The 18,797-nt window shown below is 69.9% G+C and carries 16 protein-coding genes; 2 read left to right on the top strand and 14 right to left on the bottom strand.

Features of this window, described 5'->3' with window-relative positions; translation table 11 throughout:
- The 4 genes from ABZ272_RS00430 to ABZ272_RS00415 are packed head-to-tail and all read right to left on the bottom strand — an operon-like array spanning position 1 to position 5,800.
- Complete coding sequence (locus ABZ272_RS00430; protein ID WP_355047708.1) at positions 1–1,353, bottom strand: serine hydrolase domain-containing protein; 1,353 nt, start codon at positions 1,351–1,353, stop codon at positions 1–3.
- Complete coding sequence (locus ABZ272_RS00425) at positions 1,350–3,260, bottom strand: dipeptide/oligopeptide/nickel ABC transporter permease/ATP-binding protein (RefSeq protein WP_355047707.1); 1,911 nt, start codon at positions 3,258–3,260, stop codon at positions 1,350–1,352. Before ABZ272_RS00425 ends, ABZ272_RS00430 begins: the two co-directional genes overlap by 4 nt.
- A 3-nt stretch (positions 3,261–3,263) precedes the next feature.
- Positions 3,264–4,238: an ABC transporter permease gene (locus tag ABZ272_RS00420; protein ID WP_355047706.1), complete on the bottom strand. Its 975-nt coding sequence runs from the start codon at positions 4,236–4,238 to the stop codon at positions 3,264–3,266.
- An 11-nt stretch (positions 4,239–4,249) separates the two neighbouring features.
- Positions 4,250–5,800, bottom strand: coding sequence for an ABC transporter substrate-binding protein (locus ABZ272_RS00415; protein ID WP_355047705.1), 1,551 nt, complete (start codon positions 5,798–5,800; stop codon positions 4,250–4,252).
- 288 nt (positions 5,801–6,088) lie between these two features.
- Here ABZ272_RS00415 and ABZ272_RS00410 point away from each other — a divergent pair, with 288 nt between their 5' ends.
- Positions 6,089–7,318 (top strand): dipeptidase, encoded by a 1,230-nt coding sequence (locus ABZ272_RS00410; RefSeq protein WP_355047704.1) that lies wholly within the window; start codon positions 6,089–6,091, stop codon positions 7,316–7,318.
- A gap of 29 nt (positions 7,319–7,347) precedes the next feature.
- Here the strand turns inward: ABZ272_RS00410 and ABZ272_RS00405 are convergent, their stop codons facing one another.
- The 4 genes from ABZ272_RS00405 to ABZ272_RS00390 all read right to left on the bottom strand — a co-directional run bounded on the left by ABZ272_RS00405 (position 7,348) and on the right by ABZ272_RS00390 (position 11,660).
- Positions 7,348–7,941 (bottom strand): hypothetical protein, encoded by a 594-nt coding sequence (locus tag ABZ272_RS00405; protein WP_355047703.1) that lies wholly within the window; start codon positions 7,939–7,941, stop codon positions 7,348–7,350.
- Positions 7,938–9,557, bottom strand: a complete 1,620-nt coding sequence (locus tag ABZ272_RS00400; RefSeq protein WP_355047702.1) for a serine/threonine-protein kinase — start codon at positions 9,555–9,557, stop codon at positions 7,938–7,940. The genes ABZ272_RS00405 and ABZ272_RS00400 overlap by 4 nt, the downstream gene beginning before the upstream one ends.
- 415 nt (positions 9,558–9,972) lie before the next feature.
- On the bottom strand, positions 9,973–10,548 hold the full coding sequence (locus ABZ272_RS00395; protein WP_355047701.1) for a dienelactone hydrolase family protein: 576 nt from the start codon (positions 10,546–10,548) through the stop codon (positions 9,973–9,975).
- Between the two features lie 347 nt (positions 10,549–10,895).
- Complete coding sequence (locus ABZ272_RS00390; RefSeq protein ID WP_355047700.1) at positions 10,896–11,660, bottom strand: hypothetical protein; 765 nt, start codon at positions 11,658–11,660, stop codon at positions 10,896–10,898.
- A 485-nt stretch (positions 11,661–12,145) separates the two neighbouring features.
- Between ABZ272_RS00390 and ABZ272_RS00385 the strand changes: the two genes are divergently transcribed.
- On the top strand, positions 12,146–12,529 hold the full coding sequence (locus ABZ272_RS00385; protein WP_355047699.1) for a hypothetical protein: 384 nt from the start codon (positions 12,146–12,148) through the stop codon (positions 12,527–12,529).
- A gap of 108 nt (positions 12,530–12,637) precedes the next feature.
- Here the strand turns inward: ABZ272_RS00385 and ABZ272_RS00380 are convergent, their stop codons facing one another.
- From ABZ272_RS00380 to ABZ272_RS00355, 6 genes are read right to left on the bottom strand one after another with little or no spacing between them, the layout of a single operon-like run.
- Positions 12,638–13,504 carry a sugar phosphate isomerase/epimerase family protein gene (locus tag ABZ272_RS00380; RefSeq protein ID WP_355047698.1) on the bottom strand — a complete coding sequence of 289 codons (867 nt, stop codon included), beginning with the start codon at positions 13,502–13,504 and terminating at the stop codon, positions 12,638–12,640.
- Positions 13,504–14,679: a Gfo/Idh/MocA family oxidoreductase gene (locus ABZ272_RS00375; RefSeq protein WP_355047697.1), complete on the bottom strand. Its 1,176-nt coding sequence runs from the start codon at positions 14,677–14,679 to the stop codon at positions 13,504–13,506. Before ABZ272_RS00375 ends, ABZ272_RS00380 begins: the two co-directional genes overlap by 1 nt.
- Positions 14,676–15,509 carry a TIM barrel protein gene (locus tag ABZ272_RS00370; RefSeq protein WP_355047696.1) on the bottom strand — a complete coding sequence of 278 codons (834 nt, stop codon included), beginning with the start codon at positions 15,507–15,509 and terminating at the stop codon, positions 14,676–14,678. The genes ABZ272_RS00375 and ABZ272_RS00370 overlap by 4 nt, the downstream gene beginning before the upstream one ends.
- Positions 15,506–16,360 (bottom strand): carbohydrate ABC transporter permease, encoded by an 855-nt coding sequence (locus ABZ272_RS00365; RefSeq protein WP_355047695.1) that lies wholly within the window; start codon positions 16,358–16,360, stop codon positions 15,506–15,508. Before ABZ272_RS00365 ends, ABZ272_RS00370 begins: the two co-directional genes overlap by 4 nt.
- Positions 16,357–17,334 carry a sugar ABC transporter permease gene (locus ABZ272_RS00360; RefSeq protein ID WP_355047694.1) on the bottom strand — a complete coding sequence of 326 codons (978 nt, stop codon included), beginning with the start codon at positions 17,332–17,334 and terminating at the stop codon, positions 16,357–16,359. The genes ABZ272_RS00365 and ABZ272_RS00360 overlap by 4 nt, the downstream gene beginning before the upstream one ends.
- Complete coding sequence (locus tag ABZ272_RS00355) at positions 17,335–18,657, bottom strand: extracellular solute-binding protein (RefSeq protein ID WP_355047693.1); 1,323 nt, start codon at positions 18,655–18,657, stop codon at positions 17,335–17,337.
- Between the last annotated feature and the right edge of the window lie 140 nt (positions 18,658–18,797).

Here is an 18,797-nt window from a genome sequence, read left to right as displayed (position 1 = left end):
TCACCCGATCCGGGGTGTGGCGCGGGCGCCGAAGTGAACGTAGCGCTCCCCGCTCTCGATCTGGTAGAACGTGGCGGCCATCCAGTTGCCGGTCGTCGGGTCCTGGCAAACGAACAGGTCCGGAGCGACCCCGACCATGCGGTAGTCGACGTTCTGGTCCTTGAGCACCTCCGCGAGCGGCCCGGTCACGGACACCCGCAGGATCGGGCCGTCCTCGCCGGTGAGCACCTCCTGCCGGATACTGGCCCGCTCGTAGAGCCCCGCGTACGGGGCCACGTCGATCGCCACCGGTTCGTCCGGTGGTCCGAGTGGGTGCGGCACGGCCACATCGGCGATCTCGGCGAAGATCTCCCGGTACAACTCCTCGTACAGTCTTGCGGCGTTACCGCCGTTGGTGAGCAGTGCCACGGCGATGTTCCGCTCGGGCAGCAGGCGCAGGAACGCGGCCTGGCCGATGGTGTTGCCGTCATGACCGATGAGCCGGTGGCCGTCCCAGCCCATCCGCTCCCAGCCGAGCCCCCAGGAATCACCGACGGTGTGCTTGTCGGGCAGTTCCACCTGGTGGGCGGCCATCGCGGTGATCGCGGCGGCGCTGAGCACCGCGGTGCCGTCGGCGGATCTGCCACCGTCCAGGTGCATGCGGGCGAAGCGGAGCACGTCGGCGACGGTGGCGGTGACGCCGCCGGCCGGGCCGGCGGATCGGGGGATGCCCCACTGCGGCGCCGGTTCCGGCTCGCCGTCGGCGCCGGGCAGATGGCCGACCGCCGTACGGAACAGCAGCGCCTCCTCCGGCAACGTGACGGTGTGGGTCAGCCCGAGCGGTTGGAACAGCAACTCCCGCAGTGCCGCGTCCCAGGTGTCGCCGGTCAGCTTCTCGATCACCCTGCCGGCCAGCGAGTACCCCGAGTTCGAGTACGACCAGGTAGCGCCGAGCGGGTGGGTCAGGGCGGCGTCGCCCAGCAGTCCGACGTACTTCTTGAGGCAGTCGTCGCCGCGGCCGGTGTCGGTGAAGATGTCACCGTCGATGCCGCTGGTGTGCGTCAGCAGATGGCGCATGGTCAGCTTCCTGGTCACGTCGGCGTCGCGGAGGAGCAGCTCCGGGAGCACGTCGACCAGCGGCGCGTCGAGATCCAGCAGCCCGTCGTCGACCAGCCGCATGACCACGGTCGCGGTCCACACCTTGGTGATCGACCCGATCTGGAACAGCGAGTCGGTGGTGGCCGCCACGCCGGTCGCCCGGTTCAGGACTCCGTAGGCGGCTTCGGTGACGGTGTCACCGTGCAGGACGCCCACGGCGGCGCCGGGGACGCCGTGACGTTCTGCGATCGTGGCGAGCCGGTGCTCGAGGTTCATCTCAGGTCTCCTTCCGAAACGGTGACGGGTGCCACCGCCAGCGGTGCGAGATCGGCGTGCCAGCACGCGACGCGGTGCGCGCCGCCGTACGTGGCAAGTGGCGGGTTCTGCTCGTGGCACTGTTCGGTGGCCAGCGGGCAGCGGGGGGCGAACGGGCAGCCGGCGGGTGGTCGGCGCGGATCAGCCGGGCGGCCGGGAATCACGGCGAGTGGTTGGTCCCGGTCGGTTTCCATCGTGGGCACGGCGGCGGCCAGCGCCCGGGTGTACGGGTGCCGCGCGTCGTGTAGCAGCGCCTGGCTGGGCAGATCCTCGACGATGTGACCGGCGTACATGACCAGCACCCGCACGCACACCTCGGCGACGACGGTGATGTCGTGGCTGATGAACAGGAGGGCGGCCTGGTTGCCGCCGCGCACCTCGGCCAGGAGTTCCAGCACCTGCCGTTGCACTGTCACGTCGAGCGCCGTGGTCGGCTCGTCGGCGATGATCAACGAAGGCTGGGCCATGATGCCCATACCGATCATCGCCCGTTGGCGCATGCCGCCGGACAACTCGTGCGGCAGTTGCCGGGCGCGCCGGGCGGCAGCGGGGATGCGTACGGCATCGAGCCGTTCCACCGCCCGGTCCCAGGCCCTGCGTCGGTTCATCCGCTGATGCCGTTCGGCCACCTCGGCGAGCTGACGGCCGATCCGCTGGATCGGGTTCAACGACGTCATCGGGTCCTGGAAAACCATCGCGAGCGAGGTGCCGAGCAGGCCGCGCACCGCGCGGGAGTCTGCGGACCGCAGGTCGGTGCCGAGGAAGTCGAGCCGGTCGGCCCGCACCAGGCCCGGACTCTCCACGAGCCGGGCGATCGCCAGCGCGGTCAGGCTCTTGCCGGAACCGGACTCGCCGACGATGCCGACCGACTCACCCCGTCGCAGCGTCATGCTGACCCCGCGCACGGGAGTGACGGACCCCGTGTCGGCCGGGAAGGAGACGCTGAGGTTCTCGACGGCCAGCACCGTCGGTTCTCCCACTGGTACGACGGGAGCCAGTTCCGATGCGGGTGGGCGCCGGAGACCGTGCCGGGCGTCCTGCGAGCTGAGGGCCCGAGCCGCGACCTCCCCGGCGAGGTTGAACGCCAACGCCGCGACCACGACAGCGAGCCCTGCCGCGAGCGCCCCCGCGGGATGGATGTAGATCTGTGTCAGGCCCTCGCCGAGCAGCCGCCCCCAGTCGTAGGACGGCGCCTGCACACCCAGCCCGAGGAACGACAGGCCGGCGAACGCCAGCAGCGCGCTGCCGGCGGCCGAGGTGGCGGTGACCACGAGGGGCTCGGCGATGTTGGGCAGCACGTGCCGAAAGAGGATCCGGACGCGGCCCACTCCGGCGATGCGGGCGGCGGCGATGAAGTCGCGGCCGGAGACGGCCGCGGCGAGCGTCTGGGTGAGCCGGGCGAAGCCTGGTGCGGTCGCGAACCCGATGGCCAGTACCGCGCCCTTGGCCCCGACCCCGAAGATCACCGCGAAGAACAGCGCCAGCAACAGATTCGGGAACGCCACCGCGATGTTGACGAGCGTGCCGATCCAGCGCCCGACCCGCTTCCCGGCCAGCGCTGTGGCCGCGCCGAGCAGCAGGCCGGTGGCCACGCCGATGCCGGTGGCGGCGAGCGCCAGGCCGACCGACAGCCGGGTCGCCACCAGCACCCGGGCCAGGATGTCCCGGCCGAGCAGGTCGGTGCCGGCCGGGTGCCGGGCGGACGGACCCTGCAGGATCTCCGCCGGCACCACCGTGTGCGCGCGGTCATGCCACAGCGGGTACGCCAGCACGGTGAGGCCGAGCACCACCGCCAACAGCACCACGGCGAGGATGCCCAGCGGACTGCGCAGCACCGCGACCCACCGTCGCGCCGTAGCTCCGGCCATGGTTCAGCCCTCCCGGATCGCGGAGCGCGGGTCGAGCACGGCGAGGACCACGTCGACGGCGAGGTTGACCAGCAGCACGCCGGCCCCGTAGACGAGGACCACGCCCTGCACGGTCGGATAGTCCTTGGCGAGGATGGACTGGACGATCGTGCCACCCAGTCCCGGCCACGCGAAGATGTTCTCCACCAGCACGGTCCCGGCCACCAGTGAACCCAACAGGAGGCCGCCGATGGTCAGGGCGGCGGTCAGCGCATTCGGCAGCGCGTGTCGCAGGTAGAGCAGCCACGGTGGCAACCGCTTCGCCCGGGCCGTGCGGATGTAGTCGGCGTGCAGCACTGTCAGCAGTTCCACGCGGACGATGCGGGCCAGCATGAACGCCGGCCCGACGGCCAGTGCCACCACGGGCAGCACGTAGGAGCCGGCACCGGATCGTCCAGCCACCGGCGCCCAGCCGAGCTGCACGCCGAACACGAACACCAGGCCGACCGCCAGGAGGAACTCCGGGATGGTGGCGGCAACGATGCTGGCCGACGTGAAGACCCCGTCGGCTACGTGACGCCCACTTCGGGCCAGCACCGCCATCACCAGTCCCAGCGGTATCGCGACGAGCAGAGCCACCGAGAACGCCAGCGCCGCCATCGTGACGGTGGAGCCGATCCGGTCCCCGATGACGTCGGCTACCGGCAGGCCCGAGGTCATCGACGTACCCAGGTCCCCGGTGAGCAGACGGCCGAGAAAGTGCGCGTACTGCAGGGCGAGCGGGTCGTCCAGGCCCATCTGCGCACGCCGCTGCTCGACCAGTGCGCTCGAAGCGGTGGGGCCCAACGCGGCCCGGACCGGGTCGCCGGGCAGCGCATGGATCATGAGGAACGCGGCGCTCACCAGGACCCACAGTGACAGCAGCAGTCTTCCCGAGCGGCGCAGCGCGAACCGGATCCACTGGTTCTCGGCCAGGGCGGTCACGGTCGTCGCGGTCACGCTGGTGATCCTCAGCCGAGCATCCGGATGGACGCCGGGTCGACGTCGCCCGTGGAGAGGTCCAACTGCGATCCCCGGGCGTACACCGGCACGTTGGAGTTGGCGAACGGCACCAGGTCGAGGTGCTGCAACAGGGCCTTCTCCGCCGCGGCCCACTGATCGCATCCACCGTCACCGGGGGTCCTGGCGGCGGCGGTCACCGCAGCCACGTAGGCGTCGTTGCGGACGCTGGCGAAGTTGCTGCCGTTCGGGGGCGTGGGTCCGGAGAAGAACGGCACCAGCTGACTGGGCAGCGACACGCCGATCGGGAACATCGCCACGTCCCAGGCGAACTGGCCGGACGCGATCTGACCGATCTGCGTCTCGGTCACCGACTTCAGTTCCACCTGTACGCCGGCGGCGGCCCACTGTTGCTGCACGAGCTCGGCGGCGGCCTGCGCACCCGGACCGGACGACGTGTCGAACGCGACGGTCAGCTTGACGGGCTTGCCGTTCGAGGCCGCGGCCACGGCCGTCTTCGCCCCGGCGGCGTCGAATGTCGGCAGGTTACCGGTGACGGTGTCCTGCCTGCAGGGGCTGGTGGCGGGGACGACCAGCCCGGTCGGTGGGCCGCCGCGGCCGCTCGCGAACACCTGCCGAAGCTGGGCGAGGTCGAGGGCCTGCACCAGCGCTCGGCGCAGATCCAGCGCTGCGGTGGGCAGGCCGGGCTTCTGGTTGAACCACATCTCGCCGGTCGGCGCCATGATGTCGCGCTTGAGGTACGCGGCGCCCTGCAACCGCTGGCCGTCCGGCCCGGTGAAGCGGGCCGCGTTCACCTCGCCGGAGAGCATCAGGTTGGCGGTGGTGGCCTCGTTCGCGACGACCCGCAGGACCACCTTGTCGGGCAGTCCGGCCTGGCCCGCCTTGAAGTCGCCGGGCCCCCACGCGTACTCCTTGCGCCGGGTCAGCGTGTAGTGGTCGTCGGGAACCGCCTCGGTGAGCGTGAACATGCCGGAGCCCAGGGCGTTCTGCTTGAGCTTGGCGCGGTCCTTGAGCCCGCTGTCGCAGACGATCGGCAGGCCGCCCAGATTGCGGTCCAGGAACGCGTCCGGGGCGGGCACCGTCACGGCGACGGTTCCGGCGCTGTCGTCCGCCGTGGCCTTGGCGCCGGCCGGGACGTAGGTGCCGATCCGCGTCGAGGCGTTCTTGACATCGCCGACGAAGTTGATGTTCGCGGCCACGGTGCTCGCGGTCAGCGCGCTGCCGTCGGAGCAGGTGACGTTCTTGCGCAGCGTGAACGTCGCCGTGGTGCCCGCCGACTCCCACGACGCGGCGAGACCGGGAAGCAACCGCCCGTCCGGAGCGAACCCGAGCAGCGAGTCGTACAGGAATCGGCCGACCTGGCCGGTGACCGACAGGGAGGTGAAATGTGGATCCAGGTTGCCGGGGTCGCCCGGCAGAGCCATGACGAAGGTCTTACCGTTGACCAGGTTGGTTCCGCCGCTGTCGCCGGAACCGCCACCACACGCACTCATCGTCAGAACGGCCGCGCCGAGCACCGCCGTCAACCCAAGAGCCTTCATCGCGCCGCCTCCACCCACCTACGTGTCCGGCAAGACTGCCGAGCGCCGCGCCCGGTTGTCTTCGGTGCCCCCGACAACACGACGCCTGCCGATTCGTCGTCGGCGACGACAGCGACCGCTACCCGAGAGGTCGTGGAAGGGTGGACAGGAATCCGGGCCCGGTCTCGTCGCACCGCACGAAGACACCTGTTGCTTCCGGCAGCACGATGGTTGCTGGCACGCGAGCCACCGGGGTCAGCCGTGACCCGGTCGACGTCGCCGAACAGCCAACGGTGAGGAGCTGATCAGATGTCCGTGGTCGACGCCGCTCTGCGTGCCATGCCGGTGATCGACGGGCACAACGACCTGCCCCTGGCTCTGCGGGCCCGGACCGGCTATCGCGTGACCGGCCTGCACGAGCGGCCCGAGTTGCAGACCGACCTGAGCCGGCTGCGCGCCGGTGGGGTGGGTGGGCAGTTCTGGTCCGTGTACGTGCCGTCGGACCTCAGCGAACCGGACGCGGTCGTGGCGACGATGGAGCAGGTCGACGCCGTGCACCGCCTGACCGCCGAGTATCCGCAAGAGCTGGCGATCGCGTATTCGGCCCGGGACGTGGAGCAGGCTCTGAGTGCCGGCAGGATCGCCTCCCTGATCGGCATCGAGGGCGGACACAGCCTGGCCTCCTCGCTCGGGGTGCTGCGCTCCTTCGCCCGGCTGGGTGTGCGCTACGTGACCCTGACCCACAACCACAACACCTCCTGGGCCGACTCGGCGACCGACCAGCCCGGCGTCGGTGGCCTGAACGACGAGGGCCGCGCGATCGTCGCCGAGATGCAGCGCATCGGGGTGCTCGTCGACCTGTCGCACGTGGCGGAAACGACGATGCGCGCGGCCCTGGCCGTCGCCACCGCTCCGGTGATCTTCAGCCACTCGTCGGCCAAGCAGCTCACCGAGCACAGCCGCAACGTGCCCGACGACGTCCTTGTCCGACTCCGGGACAACGGCGGCGTGTGCATGGTCGCGTTCGCGCCGCCGTTCGTCTCCGGCCAGGTCGCCGAGTGGCTCGCGGCGGCGACCGAGCAGTGGCAACGGCTGGGCCTGCCGCCGGCCAAGGACGAATGGACGCGCGCGCCGCGCCCCGGCGAACACCTGCCGTCGTCCCTTCCCGCCGTACCCGCGTCGTCTGCCTTCGGACTGCCCGGCGTTCCGGCCGACGCCCCCGAACCCTTCCGGGCCTGGCTGACGGCGCATCCCCGGCCGGAGGCCACCATCGCCCAGGTCGCCGACCACGTCGAGCACGTTCGCGCGGTCACCGGGATCGACCACGTCGGGCTCGGGGGCGACTACGACGGTTGCGATCGCCAGCCGATCGGCCTCGAGGACGTGTCCGGCTACCCGCGGCTGCTGGATGAGCTCGGGCAGCGCGGCTGGTCACAGGCCGACCTGGAGAAACTGACCGGCCGGAACATCCTCCGGGTCCTTCAGGCGGCCGAGGACGCCGCTGACGAGATTCTCTGGCCCCGCTCCCCCGCCCGCTGAGGCCGCCGAAGGCCGGAACGGGGAAACAATCAGGGCGTGTAGACGATCGCCATGCGGGTGATGACGCCGAGCTCGGTGGCGACCGCGACCATGCCCCGCTTGTTGAGCGCGAACCACGCGGCGAACTGTTTGCCCGTCATCGGACACGTGCCCCCCTTCTCCGGGGCGTCCATACACACGTCCCCCTGGGCGTCCTCCCACGTGAAGTAGGCGACGTCGTCGGCGAGCGGTACGGTGACCTTCGTATGGCTCTCCTCCGTGACGTACGCCAGGTGCGTACACCGGCCGTCCGATCGATCGATCTTGAATGCCCGGCAGTACGCGTCGCTGGTCATGAAGAGGATCGGTTCCACGACGGCGGATGCGTTCGCCGGGTCGTAGGAGTGCAGCGTCACCACCGATGTGGTGCTGCCCTGGGTGAGGTCGGCGAATCGGGGCTGCGGCGCGGTCGTCTCGATCGACGGCGTACCCGTGGGGGTTCCCGGCGGGTCGCTCGCGGGCCCGCCGGGGCGCGCGACGGCCGACGGTGACGCGGTGGTGGCGGAGGAGGCGTCCGGCGAGCCGGTGCCGCATCCGCCGACGACCACGACCACCAGCAACGCGGCGAGCAGCCTGCGTCTCACAGCTTCGTGACCTCCACCCGGGCGAACCCGGCGCGGGCGTCGCCGCTGATCACGTCATCGATGACACCAAATGTCACCCGACCGGCCGTCAGGGACGGCGGTCCGAGCGCGGTGGTGATCAGTGGCGCATCGTCGACCTCGACGGTCGCCTTGTCGCCCTGCACGACGACTCCCACCCGACGTGCATGCCCCAGGACGGCTCCGGCGACTGCGGCCCGCGCCTCCTGGGTGACGCCGTCGTCGGTGTCCACGCCCAGTCGAACCTCGGTCTCGCAGAGCGACACCAGGTAGGCGTTCGCACCGGCCGCCCGGAACCAGATCGCCGCACACGCTCCCGGGGTGAGGACCGTCGCGTCGACGGTGACGGTCTGATCCTTGAAGGAGTCCTGCGGACCGTGGCAGCGGTACACCGGCGACATCCCGGTCCGGGCCTCGAGCCGCCCGTCGCCGAAGACGCACCGGCCCTCGGCATCGCTGCGGCTGTCCGTCCACTGGCCGGGCCGGTCCAGCCGGTCGATGATCGCCGGGCGTCCCACAACCCGGCTCGACGACGAGGTCGGCCCCGATGTGTCCGCGCCAACCGTCGAGTGGGGAGCGCCGCTCTGCCCATCCCATAGCCGGGGCAGCAGGTTGGCGGTGATGACCCCGGTCACGCCCAGCGCCAGTACTGCCACACCGGCCAGGACCGTTCGCCGTACCCGATCCGGCCGCCGGCCGCCGAAGCCGAACCTGCTGGTCCGCCGGGCCGCCGTCGCTGCTTGGAGCAACTCCGGGCGGATCAGCTTGGTCTTCACGTCGGTATCGAGGTCCAGCAGCAGGTCGAGCAGTTCGTGCGCGGTGGGCCGCTCCGTCGGATCCTTGGCCAGCGTGCGGGCCACCACCTCGCGCAGCCGGTCCGGCAACCCGGACAGCTCCGGCGGTTGGGTCAGGATCCGGGCCGCGGTCGCCGCGGGCGAATCGGCCCGGAACGGGGTACGCCCGGTGCCAGCGTAGGTGACGACCGCGCCCCAGGCGAACACGTCCGCAGCCGGTCCGACCACGGCACGGCGCTCGGTGTCGAAGCGCTCCGGCGCCATGTAGGAGACCGTTCCGACCATCTGATCGGTACGGGTGTGCTGACTGGTCACCTCGAAGGCCCGGGCGATGCCGAAATCGATGACCTTGGGGGTGCCCAGCGCGAACAGCACGTTGGCCGGCTTGAGGTCCCGGTGGATCACCCCGGCGCCGTGGATGGCGGCCAGCGCTGTCGCCACCCCGACCGCGACGCTGTGCAGGCTGCCCCCGCCGAGCGGGCCGTTGCGGGTGATCACCTCGGCCAGGCTGGGGCCGTCGACGTACTCGACCACCAGGTAGGGCGTGGGATGGTCGGGGTCAGCGTCGAGCACCTCGGCCGTGCAGAACGGCGGAACCTGCCGGGCCCGGTTCACCTCACTGCGGAACCGGCCGCGGAACTCGGTGTCGTCGGCGTACTCGGGTCGGATCATCTTGACCGCGACCAGCCGGCCGTTGGCGTCCTGCCCGAGATAGACCGCGCCCATACCGCCCTGGCCGAGCCGCCCGAGTAAGCGGTAGCCCCCCAGATCCACTGGATCACTCGGCAGGAGTGGATCAGTCACGCGCAGGACCTTACATCGAAGCGCGCACGCCCTCCTCGCGGCTGCCGCCAGTGGCAGACGGGACACTCAGGACTCGACGGCCGTCCTGTCGGGTCTGAGTCGTCCGCTTGCAGGAGGAGCACCCGGCAATCGGGGTTTCGGAGAGTCGCGCGGGCAACCACGCGACCCGCTGCTCCCGCCGCCTCATCGGTGCGGGAAATCGCACGGTAGGTGGCTGCTGCGTTGACCTGCCGACGGCAACCGGCGCCAGCGCGCCGAGGTCGGCCCGCGCCGTCGTGGCTACGAGCGGATGCTGCGGTTCCTGGGACGGGGCCGCTGGCCTGGTATTCGTGTCAAGATCTTTCGCTGCGTGGCTCGCTGCGGTGCCCGACAGGCCAGGCAGGACAACAACGGGATCCGGTAAGGCTGCGAGCGTCTAGCGGCTGGCGAGGAAGTCGAGCACCCTCTTGCTGAGCAGGGCCGCGGCTTGGGGATCATAGGAGGGCAGGCTGGAATCGGCGAAGTAGTGCTGGTTGCCCGGATACAGGAACAGTTCGGCCTGCGGGGCAGACGCGACGATGTCGCGGGCGGCGTCCACGTCGCCCTCGTCCATGAAGATCGGGTCGGCGTCCATGCCGTGGATCTGCACTGGGACGTCGGCCGGCCATGACGAACCGAACTCCGACATCGGCACACAGGAGTAGAACAGCAGGGCTCCGAGTGCTCCAGGACGGGTCTGCGCCAGCCGCTGCGCCGGAAGCACGCCCAGAGAGAAGCCGGCGTAGATCAAATCGCTGGGCAGATCCTCGGCCACCCGCGTGCCGCGTTCGATGAGGTTGCCGAAGCCGAGTTCCTCGGCGTGGGCGATGCCCTCGTCCAAGGTGTGGAACGTGCGGCCGTCGTACAGGTCCGGGGTGTGCACGGTGTGCCCGGCACGCCGCAGGCCGTCGGCGAACTCGAGGAATCCCGGAGTCTGGCCCAGCGCGTGGTGGAACAGCAACACCTCACCCATGTGATCCCCCTGATCGTGGGCTACCGCCGTGTACAGGCACTCTACGACCGCAGTAGGGCCGACCGCTCTCCGCCCGCGGACAAGGCCGAGGCCTACCAGCGACCATTTCAGTCACGACCCGGCCGTACCCGGCTCCACAAGCTCACACGCGCATTTCATACCGGTGGTAGCCAGGTCTTGACGATCTTCCAGGGTTTGAGTTGATCGCGCATTTGACGGTGGCGCTGACGACGCCAGGGGCAGGGCTCCGAAATTGGCGGGACGGGATGGGAGCAGCGGGCATCCTCAACGGCGTTGACCTGTATCCACGGGCGCACAACCGGATTTGTCCGATGACAGGATGGCTCTCAGGGTACGGCCGAACTGCAGGAGGATGGGCCCTCTCCGTATCGTTCGCCCCTCAGCTGGCTGATGGCCGACTTCGCAATGCTGGGAAGACTGTCAATTATCAGGAGGTTTCGGCGGTGCCTGTCGCCGACCCCGTCGATGATAGTGATCTCAATGTCGAGCTCCACGATGTGGGCCAGCGCCGCAGTCGACAAACTTGCTATTCGCCTGCCTTCTGCTGGATTCTTGGCAGCGGCCAGCGGAGCGCCTTGCCCGATCCATCTGATGAAGTAGTCATCGCCATCCACCAAGCCTCGGCTTGCTAGGGTGTGGTTGATCTCAGAGAGAGTCGCTGGCGTGGAAGTTGAATCATTGACGAACCGGACTTTGTAGCGCAAGCCTTCCACCTGAGCAATGCCCGGTCCTGCGTTGTACAACCACACGTGCCACATGTCACTGCTCGGATCGAACTTGAAGCCTTCATCAGCGATAGCGAATCCGAGTGCCGGTCGATTAGCGTGGGCCCACTGCATGCGCCCAATGAGCAGTGTGGCAGTAGCGCCAACAAGGACGGCAGTCGTAGAGGGATTCAGCAAGGTGAACCTTAGAGGCCAAGAGGTGAGCGCCTGCTGACTAACATTGGCACGGACGACCTCCCAGACGAAGTTCGCCGCCAGGAAAATTAAGATGAAGAGGGGGAAGTAGACGTAGAATATGGAGCGCGAGATAAGTTTCTGCAGGCCATTGCGCTCGTCCCCGCGGTGACGGCGCGAGTAAACCATCATTTGCCCACCCCCGATCCACTAAAGACGTCGGGCTTGAGCGAACGCAGCCGACGCACCCGCTTCATCGCTGCGACCCTCCGCCAGCTAGCCAACTTCCCTGCAAGCCGGGGGCACACTGCATACGCTGGCTCGTGCCGCCCGTTGGCCATGCAGCAATCTTCACCGTGCGCAGAGCGCAGTCAAGTGGTAGCTCGAAGTGATCCGCACTTCCGCGTGCCCGGGAGGGTTTCGCGCCTGCGCTCGTGCGACGCGGGGACCACTGTCACGGAGGCATGCCCGGCTCTCGGCGCATCCACTTCCACCTCTCCGCGTACCACTGACCGGGCACGGCCGACTGTCGGCTTGAGAACTGTCGATCTCCGACAACCCACGGGCTTGCCGGACTGATCTCGGCGGTCTCACCCCTGGGCTCGGTCGGTCCCCTGTTGTCCTCGCGCAATGGCACGCTGGGTTGCTCCGCTCGGCCGCTGCCAGCATCAGAGTCAATGGCAGTTGCGTTGACCACCTCGCACAAGATCGAATGTTGTTGTGAGCAGGAAAGCCAGTGGGCAGGTACGTTCGGCCGCGGCTGGGCCGCCGAGTTCACCCATCGACGACACTGGGCCAAGCTGCTGGAGTACCTGGAGGGCGTGCCCTGGCCACGTCCCGAGACGGTACAGGTGTTGATCCACGACGAAGAGGACGACTGCTTCGGCCTCTGGATGCTGTACGACGGCAAGCTGCTCGAGGTACCGCTTCCCCGTACCGAGCGATACATCGAGCCAAGCTCGGGGACCGGGGATGCTTCCACGGACAACAGCTATCTGCTCCGGACAGACAGCGGCCTGACGATGCTCAAACTGCCTACGGTGAACCGTCCGACGCCGTAGCCCAGAACCCGCGCCGTAAACCTGACTCCGGGTACGATCCACTCTCACTCTGGCCACACTCGATCGACACCGGAACCACAGGGCATGAATTTCCGTCACTTCACGGAATCAGCGTCCCGCCTGCTCGGCGCGTACCCGAAGGTCCAACTCCCGCAGGTAGGCCAGGTTGTCCCGGGTCCGCTGAGCCAGCGGCGCGGCGGTGGAGAAGTCCTCGACCGTCACCCACCCGTCGTAGCCGACCCGGCGCAGCGCGCCGAGATAGGCCGCCAGGTCGGCCTGCCCCTCCCGCAACGGCGCCCACTCGGCCGACCAGCGCGGTCCCCCGTCGTCCCGGGTGCCGCTCACCCGCCACACGACGTTCTTCACGTGCACGTGCGCCAGGTACGGGCCGAGCAGTTGGAAACCGGCCAGCGGATCCTCGAATCCCTCGATGGTCAGATTGCCGATGTCGTGGATGACCCCGGCATGCTCCGGCGGTAGGCCGTCGAGCAGCCGCATCGCCGCCGAGGCTGAGGCGACGATGGTGCCGTGGTGCAGCTCGACCAGCGCGGTCACCCCGTGCTCCGCCGCCCGCCCGGCGATCCACGCCAAATCCCGTCGGGTGCCGGCCATCAGCTCGCGATAGTCGCCACTGCCCAGTTGCGGCATGGTCACCCGGACCCGATCCGCGCCCAGCGCGGCGGCCGCAGCCAACACCCGCTCGACGTTGCCGTGGTCGGCCGCCGGCACATACGCCCCGAGCCCGGACACCGCCAGCCCGGCTTCGCGGGTGATCGTGGCGATCCGGGGCAGCTCACCCTCCAGCCCCGTCAACGGGACGGTCGCCCGGTTGCCGGCCCAGAACCCGGGCGGTCGGGCCGGTTCCTGATCGGTGACCCGCCACTCGACACCGTCCCAGCCCTGCGCGGCCAACTGCCCGACCGCCTCCTCCGGCGTCCAGTCCGGCGTGGACGCCGTGAACACCGACCACCTCATCACGCCACCCCCACCCGCAGGACGGACGACACCGTGGCCGCGGAGCCCTCGACGGCGGCAAGCTCGTCGTCGAAGTCGCCGGCCAGCACCGCCGGCACCGACACCGGCCGACGCAGGTGCGCCGAGAGGTAGACCGCCTTGACCACGGCGACGTCGAGCAGCGCCTCGACCGCCGTGACCCCCGGTCGCCGGCCGCCGAGGATCGCCTCGACCGTGTCGTGGTACTGCCGCAGGTGCCCGGTCACGAAGGCGTCGTCGGGCTTGGTCGACCCCCGCAGCTGCGACGGTGGCACGGCGTCGCCGGACCGGTCGGGCCCGTCGGCGTACGCGGAAGGGTCCGGGCCTTCGGCGGTGTGCAGGTATTCCAGCTGGTCGTCGTGGATCACCGCGGACCCCTGCGAGCCGTGCACCTGCAACCGCACGCCGAGGCCCGGGTACGCCGCGGTGGTGGCGTGCAGCACGGCGAGCGCCCCGTCGGCGAACCGGATCGCCGCCACGGCGACATCCTCCACCTCGACCCGCTCGTGGGCGAGGACGCCGGTGTAGGCGAACACCTCCTCGGGCCGGCCGAACAGCCACAGCAGCAGGTCCACGGTGTGCACGCCCTGGTTGATGGTGGCGCCGCCGCCGTCCTGATCCCAGGTGCCGCGCCAGCCCGCCGAGTCGTAGTACCGCTGGCCCCGCCACCACGGCACGCTGGCCACCGCCGAGGTGAGCCGCCCCAGGTCGCCGGCGCGCACCCGGGCAGCGACCGCGACGCTCGCCGGGTCGAACCGGTGCTGGCAGACCACCGCGCAGACCTGACCGGCCGCCTCGGCGTCCGTGGCGGCCCGGGCGATGCGGCGGGCCGCCGGCAGGGAGGCATCGAGGGGCTTCTCGACGAGCACGTGCACGCCGGCCGCGAGGGCCTCCTCGGCGAGATCGGCGTGCGTACCGCTGGGCGTGCAGACCACCACCAGGTCCGCCGCCTCGGCCGCGAGGGCCTCGCCCAGCGAGGCGTACCGGGCCGGCGGCGGGCCACCCTGCTCGCCGATCCACCCGGCGAGCCGGTCGTTGGCCTGCGGGTCCGGGTCGGCGAGCGCGGTGAGACGCAGTCCGGGGTGCCGAAGGATCGCCCCGGCGTGGGTGCGGGCGATGACCCCGCTGCCCGTGATCACGACATTGAGGACAGTCATCGAAGATGCACTCCTATCGAGGCGGTGAGGTTCACGAACGCGCGCGCCGCCCGGCCGAACTCGGCCGGGCCGGAGAATCCGCCGAGGTCGTGCTGGCTGGCGAGGTGCGGTTCGAGGGAGGCGAAGCCGGCATAACCGTCGTCGCGCAGCGCGGTGAGCGTCCGCAGCAGCTGGCCGTCGCCATGGCCGGCGGGCACGACCTCGGCGGTGGCCGCGATCGCGTCCTTGATCTGCAGGTACTCCAGGTGCGGGCGCAGCAGCGCGTACCCGTCGTCGTAGGGCCGCACCCCGACCTGCACGAAGTTCGCGTTGTCCCAGGCGACGCGCAGCGCGGGCGAGTCCACCGACTCGACAAGGTCGGCGACCCGCCGCGGCACATCGCCGTAGATGTCCTTCTCGTTCTCGTGCAGCAGCACGACGCCGGAGTCCTCGGCGAGGGCCGCGAAGGCCCGCATCCGCGCGAGCACCGCCGCGCGGATCTCGGCCGGGGCGACCCCGGCCGGGCGGTAGAACGAGAAGATCCGGACGTACCGGCTGCCCAGCCGGTGCGCGGCCGCCACGGCTGCGCGCAGCCGTTGGAGCTCACCGCCGTCCTCGGTGGTCACGTCGACCTTCCCGACGGGCGACGCGACCGCCGAAACCGCCATGCCGCGCGCCTCGACCGCCTCCGCCAGGGCGTCCAGTTGGGCGTCGCCGAGCTCCACCACGTTGGTGCCCCACGCGCTGCGCACCTCGATGTGCCGGGCGCCGAGGGCATTGAGCACCGCGAGCTGCACCGCCGGGTCTGGATCGATCTCGTCGCCGAACCCGGACAGAGTCCACGCCGTCACTTCACACCTCCCGCGGTCAGCCCATTGACGATGTACCGCTGGAAGGCAAGGTAGAGGGTGACCACCGGGGCCGCGCAGACGAGGGCGGCGGCCATCATCTGCCCGTACGGCGGGATCGCCCCGCCCTCCTGCGACGCGCCGAAGACCTGCAGCACGACCGCCGCGGTGCGGGTGTCCACGTCGGTCATGACCGAGGCGAACAGCACGTCGTTCCAGCCGAGCAGGAACGCGAAGATCGCCGCGACGACCAGGCCCGGCCAGCTCAGCGGGATGACGATACGCAGCAGGATCTGCCAGCTCCCGGCACCGTCCACGCGGGCGGCCTCGATCAGCTCGCCGGGCAGCTCACGCAGGTAGGTCACCATGATCCAGGTGGAGAACGGCAGCCCGAACGTGAGGTAGGTGACGACCAGCGACCACCGGGTGCCGATCGTCGGCACACCGAGGCTGCTGCCGATCGTCGCGAAGAGCACGAAGACCGGCAGGAGCAGCAGCGTGCCGGGGATCGACTGCATGCCCAGCAGCGCGCGCAGCACGGTGCGCCGGCCCCGGAACCGGTGGCGGACCAGGACGTACGCCGAAAAGACCGCGATCGCCGCGCAGGTCACCGCCACCGTGCCGGCGACGAGCAGGCTGTTCGTGAGCCCCCGGCCGAGCGGAACGGTCGACCAGATCCGGACGAAGTTGTCGACGCTGATCCGCTCCGGCCAGAAGTCACCGGCGGCCACGGCCAGGTCGGTGTTGACCGAGGCGAGAAAGACGTAGCCGACCGGCGCGCCGACGATGGTCAGCAGGATCACCGTCAGGCCGATCTGCAGTGGTCGGGGCAGCAGGCGATGCACCGAGTTCATGCGGCAGCCTCCGGCGCGTCGAGTTTGACGGTGCGTAGATAGACCAGCAGCGGGACCAGGATCAGCACCAGCGAGATCACGGCCATCGCTGCGCTCAGCCCGAACCTCAGGTTCTGGAAGCTCTCCACGTACGTCAGCACCGGCAGCACCTCCACGTCGTGCGGACTCGGAACGCCGAACAGCACGAACGGCAGGGTGAAGCTGTTCACCATGTGCAGCAGCGAGATGATCGCGGCGAGCGCGACCGGCGGGCGCAGCAGCGGGAGGATGATGTGGCGCAGCTTCGCCCACCACTGCGCGCCGTCGAGTGCGGCGGCCTCGTGCAGGCTGTCGTCGATGCCCTGCAGGCCAGCCAGGGCGAGCAGGTAGACCAGCGGCCAGCCCGACCAGGCCTGCACGACGATCAGGGCGAGGTAGCTCTTCGGCCCGTTCAGCCACAGGCCGCCGGCGATGCCCAGGCTCGCCAGGCCCTGGTTGGCGACCCCGTCGGGTTGCAGGATGATCCGCCAGATGGTGCCGACGACGAAGGCGGGCAGCACGTACGGAATGAGGTAGAGGGACCGGATCAGCGACCGCCCACGGAACGGCAGGTGGGTGGTCAGCGCGGCGGCGACCCCCAGCGGCAACGCGAGCAACGTCGCGATCACCGCCGCGGACCCGCTGACCCAGATGGCATGCGGCAGGCTGGTGCGGCTCACCGCCTCCACGTAGTTGCCGGCGCCGACGAAGGGTGCCGACAGCCACTGCCGGAAGGTGTACTGGTCGAGGTCGAGCAGCGACATCACCAGCGCGACGACGAACGGCACGACGATGACGGTCAGGGTGAGCAGGCCGCCGGGCGCGAGCAGCCACAACGCGGCACCGCCGGCGGTCACGCCGCGACGGCGGCGCGGCCGAGACGGACGGGTCACCTCGACCCGGCGCGCATCGCCGGTGTCCGGAGCGTCCGCCGTCGCTGGGTCGGTGACGGTCATCTACTTCGCCTTGTCCAGCGCGGCCTGCGCCTCGGACTGGGCCCGGGTGAGCAGGGCGTTGAGGGCCGTGTCGTCGACCTTGCCGGCGGCGAGGTTCGGCACCGACTGGACAACCACGTTGACCAGCGCGAGCTGCACCTTGCTCCACCCGCCGTGGAAAGGGGTGCTGTGCGATTTCGACGCGGATTCCACGATGGCCGCGAGCGCCGGGTCGGCGACCAGCCGGTTCGCCAGCTCCGCGTTCGTCGGCAACTCGCCGAAGGTCCGGTAGTAGGTTTCCTGCGACTCGGCGGTGGTCAGCATGTTGACCAGGCGCAGCGCCAGGTCCTGGTTCTTGCTGTACTTGGCGATCACCAGGTTGTCACCGGAGAGGATGCTGGTGGCGCCGACGCCGCCCGACGCCAGGCTGGTGGCGCCCGGCGGGACGGTCGGCATGATCGCGTAGCCGTACTTGCCGGCGACCGCGGACTTGTCCAGCGTGACCTTCGAGGTCGCCGAGACCATCGGCAGGAAGGCGGCCTTGCCGGCGCCGAACGCGGCGATGGCCTGGGCGTTCTTCCAGCCGGTCGCCGCCGGGTCGACGACCTTGTCGGTGGCGAGCCAGCCGAGGTACGTCTGGTAGGCCTTGACCGTGACCGGATCGGTCAGCCGCGCCTTGCCGTCGGAGACCAGCGGGTTGCCGGCCTGGATGCTCATCGCCCAGATGAACTTCCACGGGTCGAAGCCGTCGCCGTAAGCCACGGCCATGCCGTACCTGCCGGCCCCGGTCAGCTGTCTGGCCTGCTGCCGCAGGCCGTCCCAGGTGCTGGCCGGCTTGTCGATGCCCGCCGCGGCCAGCAGTTCCTTGTTGTACGCCATGACGAAAGGGCGACTGGTGAAGGGGATGCCGACCTCGTGCGCGGCGTCCGGGCCGGAGATGCCGAGGGTGGCCGGCAGGAAGCGGTCCCGGCCGCCGATCTTCGTCCACTGGTCGGCCGTGAGGTCGACGAAGGCGCCGGTGGAGTATGCCGTCGGGGTGAAGGTGGTGCCGAGGGCATAGATGTCCGGCCCCTGCCCGGAGAGCATCGATGTCTGGATCTTGGTGAGTTCGTCGGTGGGGCTGGCGAAGGTCTCGAACGTGACCTTCGCACCGGCCTGCTGCTGGAACTTCGCCGACACGTCGGCGAACCACTGCTTCTGCTCCTCGGGGTAGATCGAGTTCGCCCCGATGAGCACGTTGAGCGTCCCGCCGTCCTCGGCGGAGCTACCGGGATCGCAGGCGGTGACGGGTACGGCGACCGTGACGGCCAGGGCCGCCGCGAGAAGTGCGCGGATGGCGTTCATCTCTACTCCTTGGGTGGTGGCTGTCCGGAGAGGAATGGTGTGGAAAACACATAGCCAGACGCCCGGGAATCTTCCCGGTTCGATGAACCGTGCGAGCGAACGTAACAACCACGGAAACCGGACGGCAATCGATTGCCATT

It is taken from the genome of Micromonospora sp. NPDC005979, from assembly GCF_040614415.1.
In the GTDB taxonomy this organism is placed as follows: Bacteria; Actinomycetota; Actinomycetes; order Mycobacteriales; family Micromonosporaceae; genus Micromonospora.
This window is presented reverse-complemented; position numbering and strand designations above follow the sequence as displayed.

What these genes read in the sequence shown, in the direction of transcription:
- ABZ272_RS00425 (WP_355047707.1), bottom strand. Translation starts at nt 3,260, where the DNA reads ATGGCCGGAGCTACGGCGCGACGGTGGGTCGCGGTGCTGCGCAGTCCG.
- ABZ272_RS00380 (WP_355047698.1), bottom strand. Translation starts at nt 13,504, where the DNA reads ATGAGGTGGTCGGTGTTCACGGCGTCCACGCCGGACTGGACGCCGGAG.
- ABZ272_RS00355 (WP_355047693.1), bottom strand. Translation starts at nt 18,657, where the DNA reads ATGAACGCCATCCGCGCACTTCTCGCGGCGGCCCTGGCCGTCACGGTC.
- ABZ272_RS00410 (WP_355047704.1), top strand. Translation starts at nt 6,089, where the DNA reads ATGTCCGTGGTCGACGCCGCTCTGCGTGCCATGCCGGTGATCGACGGG.
- ABZ272_RS00360 (WP_355047694.1), bottom strand. Translation starts at nt 17,334, where the DNA reads ATGACCGTCACCGACCCAGCGACGGCGGACGCTCCGGACACCGGCGAT.
- ABZ272_RS00390 (WP_355047700.1), bottom strand. Translation starts at nt 11,660, where the DNA reads ATGATGGTTTACTCGCGCCGTCACCGCGGGGACGAGCGCAATGGCCTG.
- ABZ272_RS00365 (WP_355047695.1), bottom strand. Translation starts at nt 16,360, where the DNA reads ATGAACTCGGTGCATCGCCTGCTGCCCCGACCACTGCAGATCGGCCTG.
- ABZ272_RS00385 (WP_355047699.1), top strand. Translation starts at nt 12,146, where the DNA reads ATGGCAGTTGCGTTGACCACCTCGCACAAGATCGAATGTTGTTGTGAG.
- ABZ272_RS00430 (WP_355047708.1), bottom strand. Translation starts at nt 1,353, where the DNA reads ATGAACCTCGAGCACCGGCTCGCCACGATCGCAGAACGTCACGGCGTC.
- ABZ272_RS00395 (WP_355047701.1), bottom strand. Translation starts at nt 10,548, where the DNA reads ATGGGTGAGGTGTTGCTGTTCCACCACGCGCTGGGCCAGACTCCGGGA.
- ABZ272_RS00375 (WP_355047697.1), bottom strand. Translation starts at nt 14,679, where the DNA reads ATGACTGTCCTCAATGTCGTGATCACGGGCAGCGGGGTCATCGCCCGC.
- ABZ272_RS00415 (WP_355047705.1), bottom strand. Translation starts at nt 5,800, where the DNA reads ATGAAGGCTCTTGGGTTGACGGCGGTGCTCGGCGCGGCCGTTCTGACG.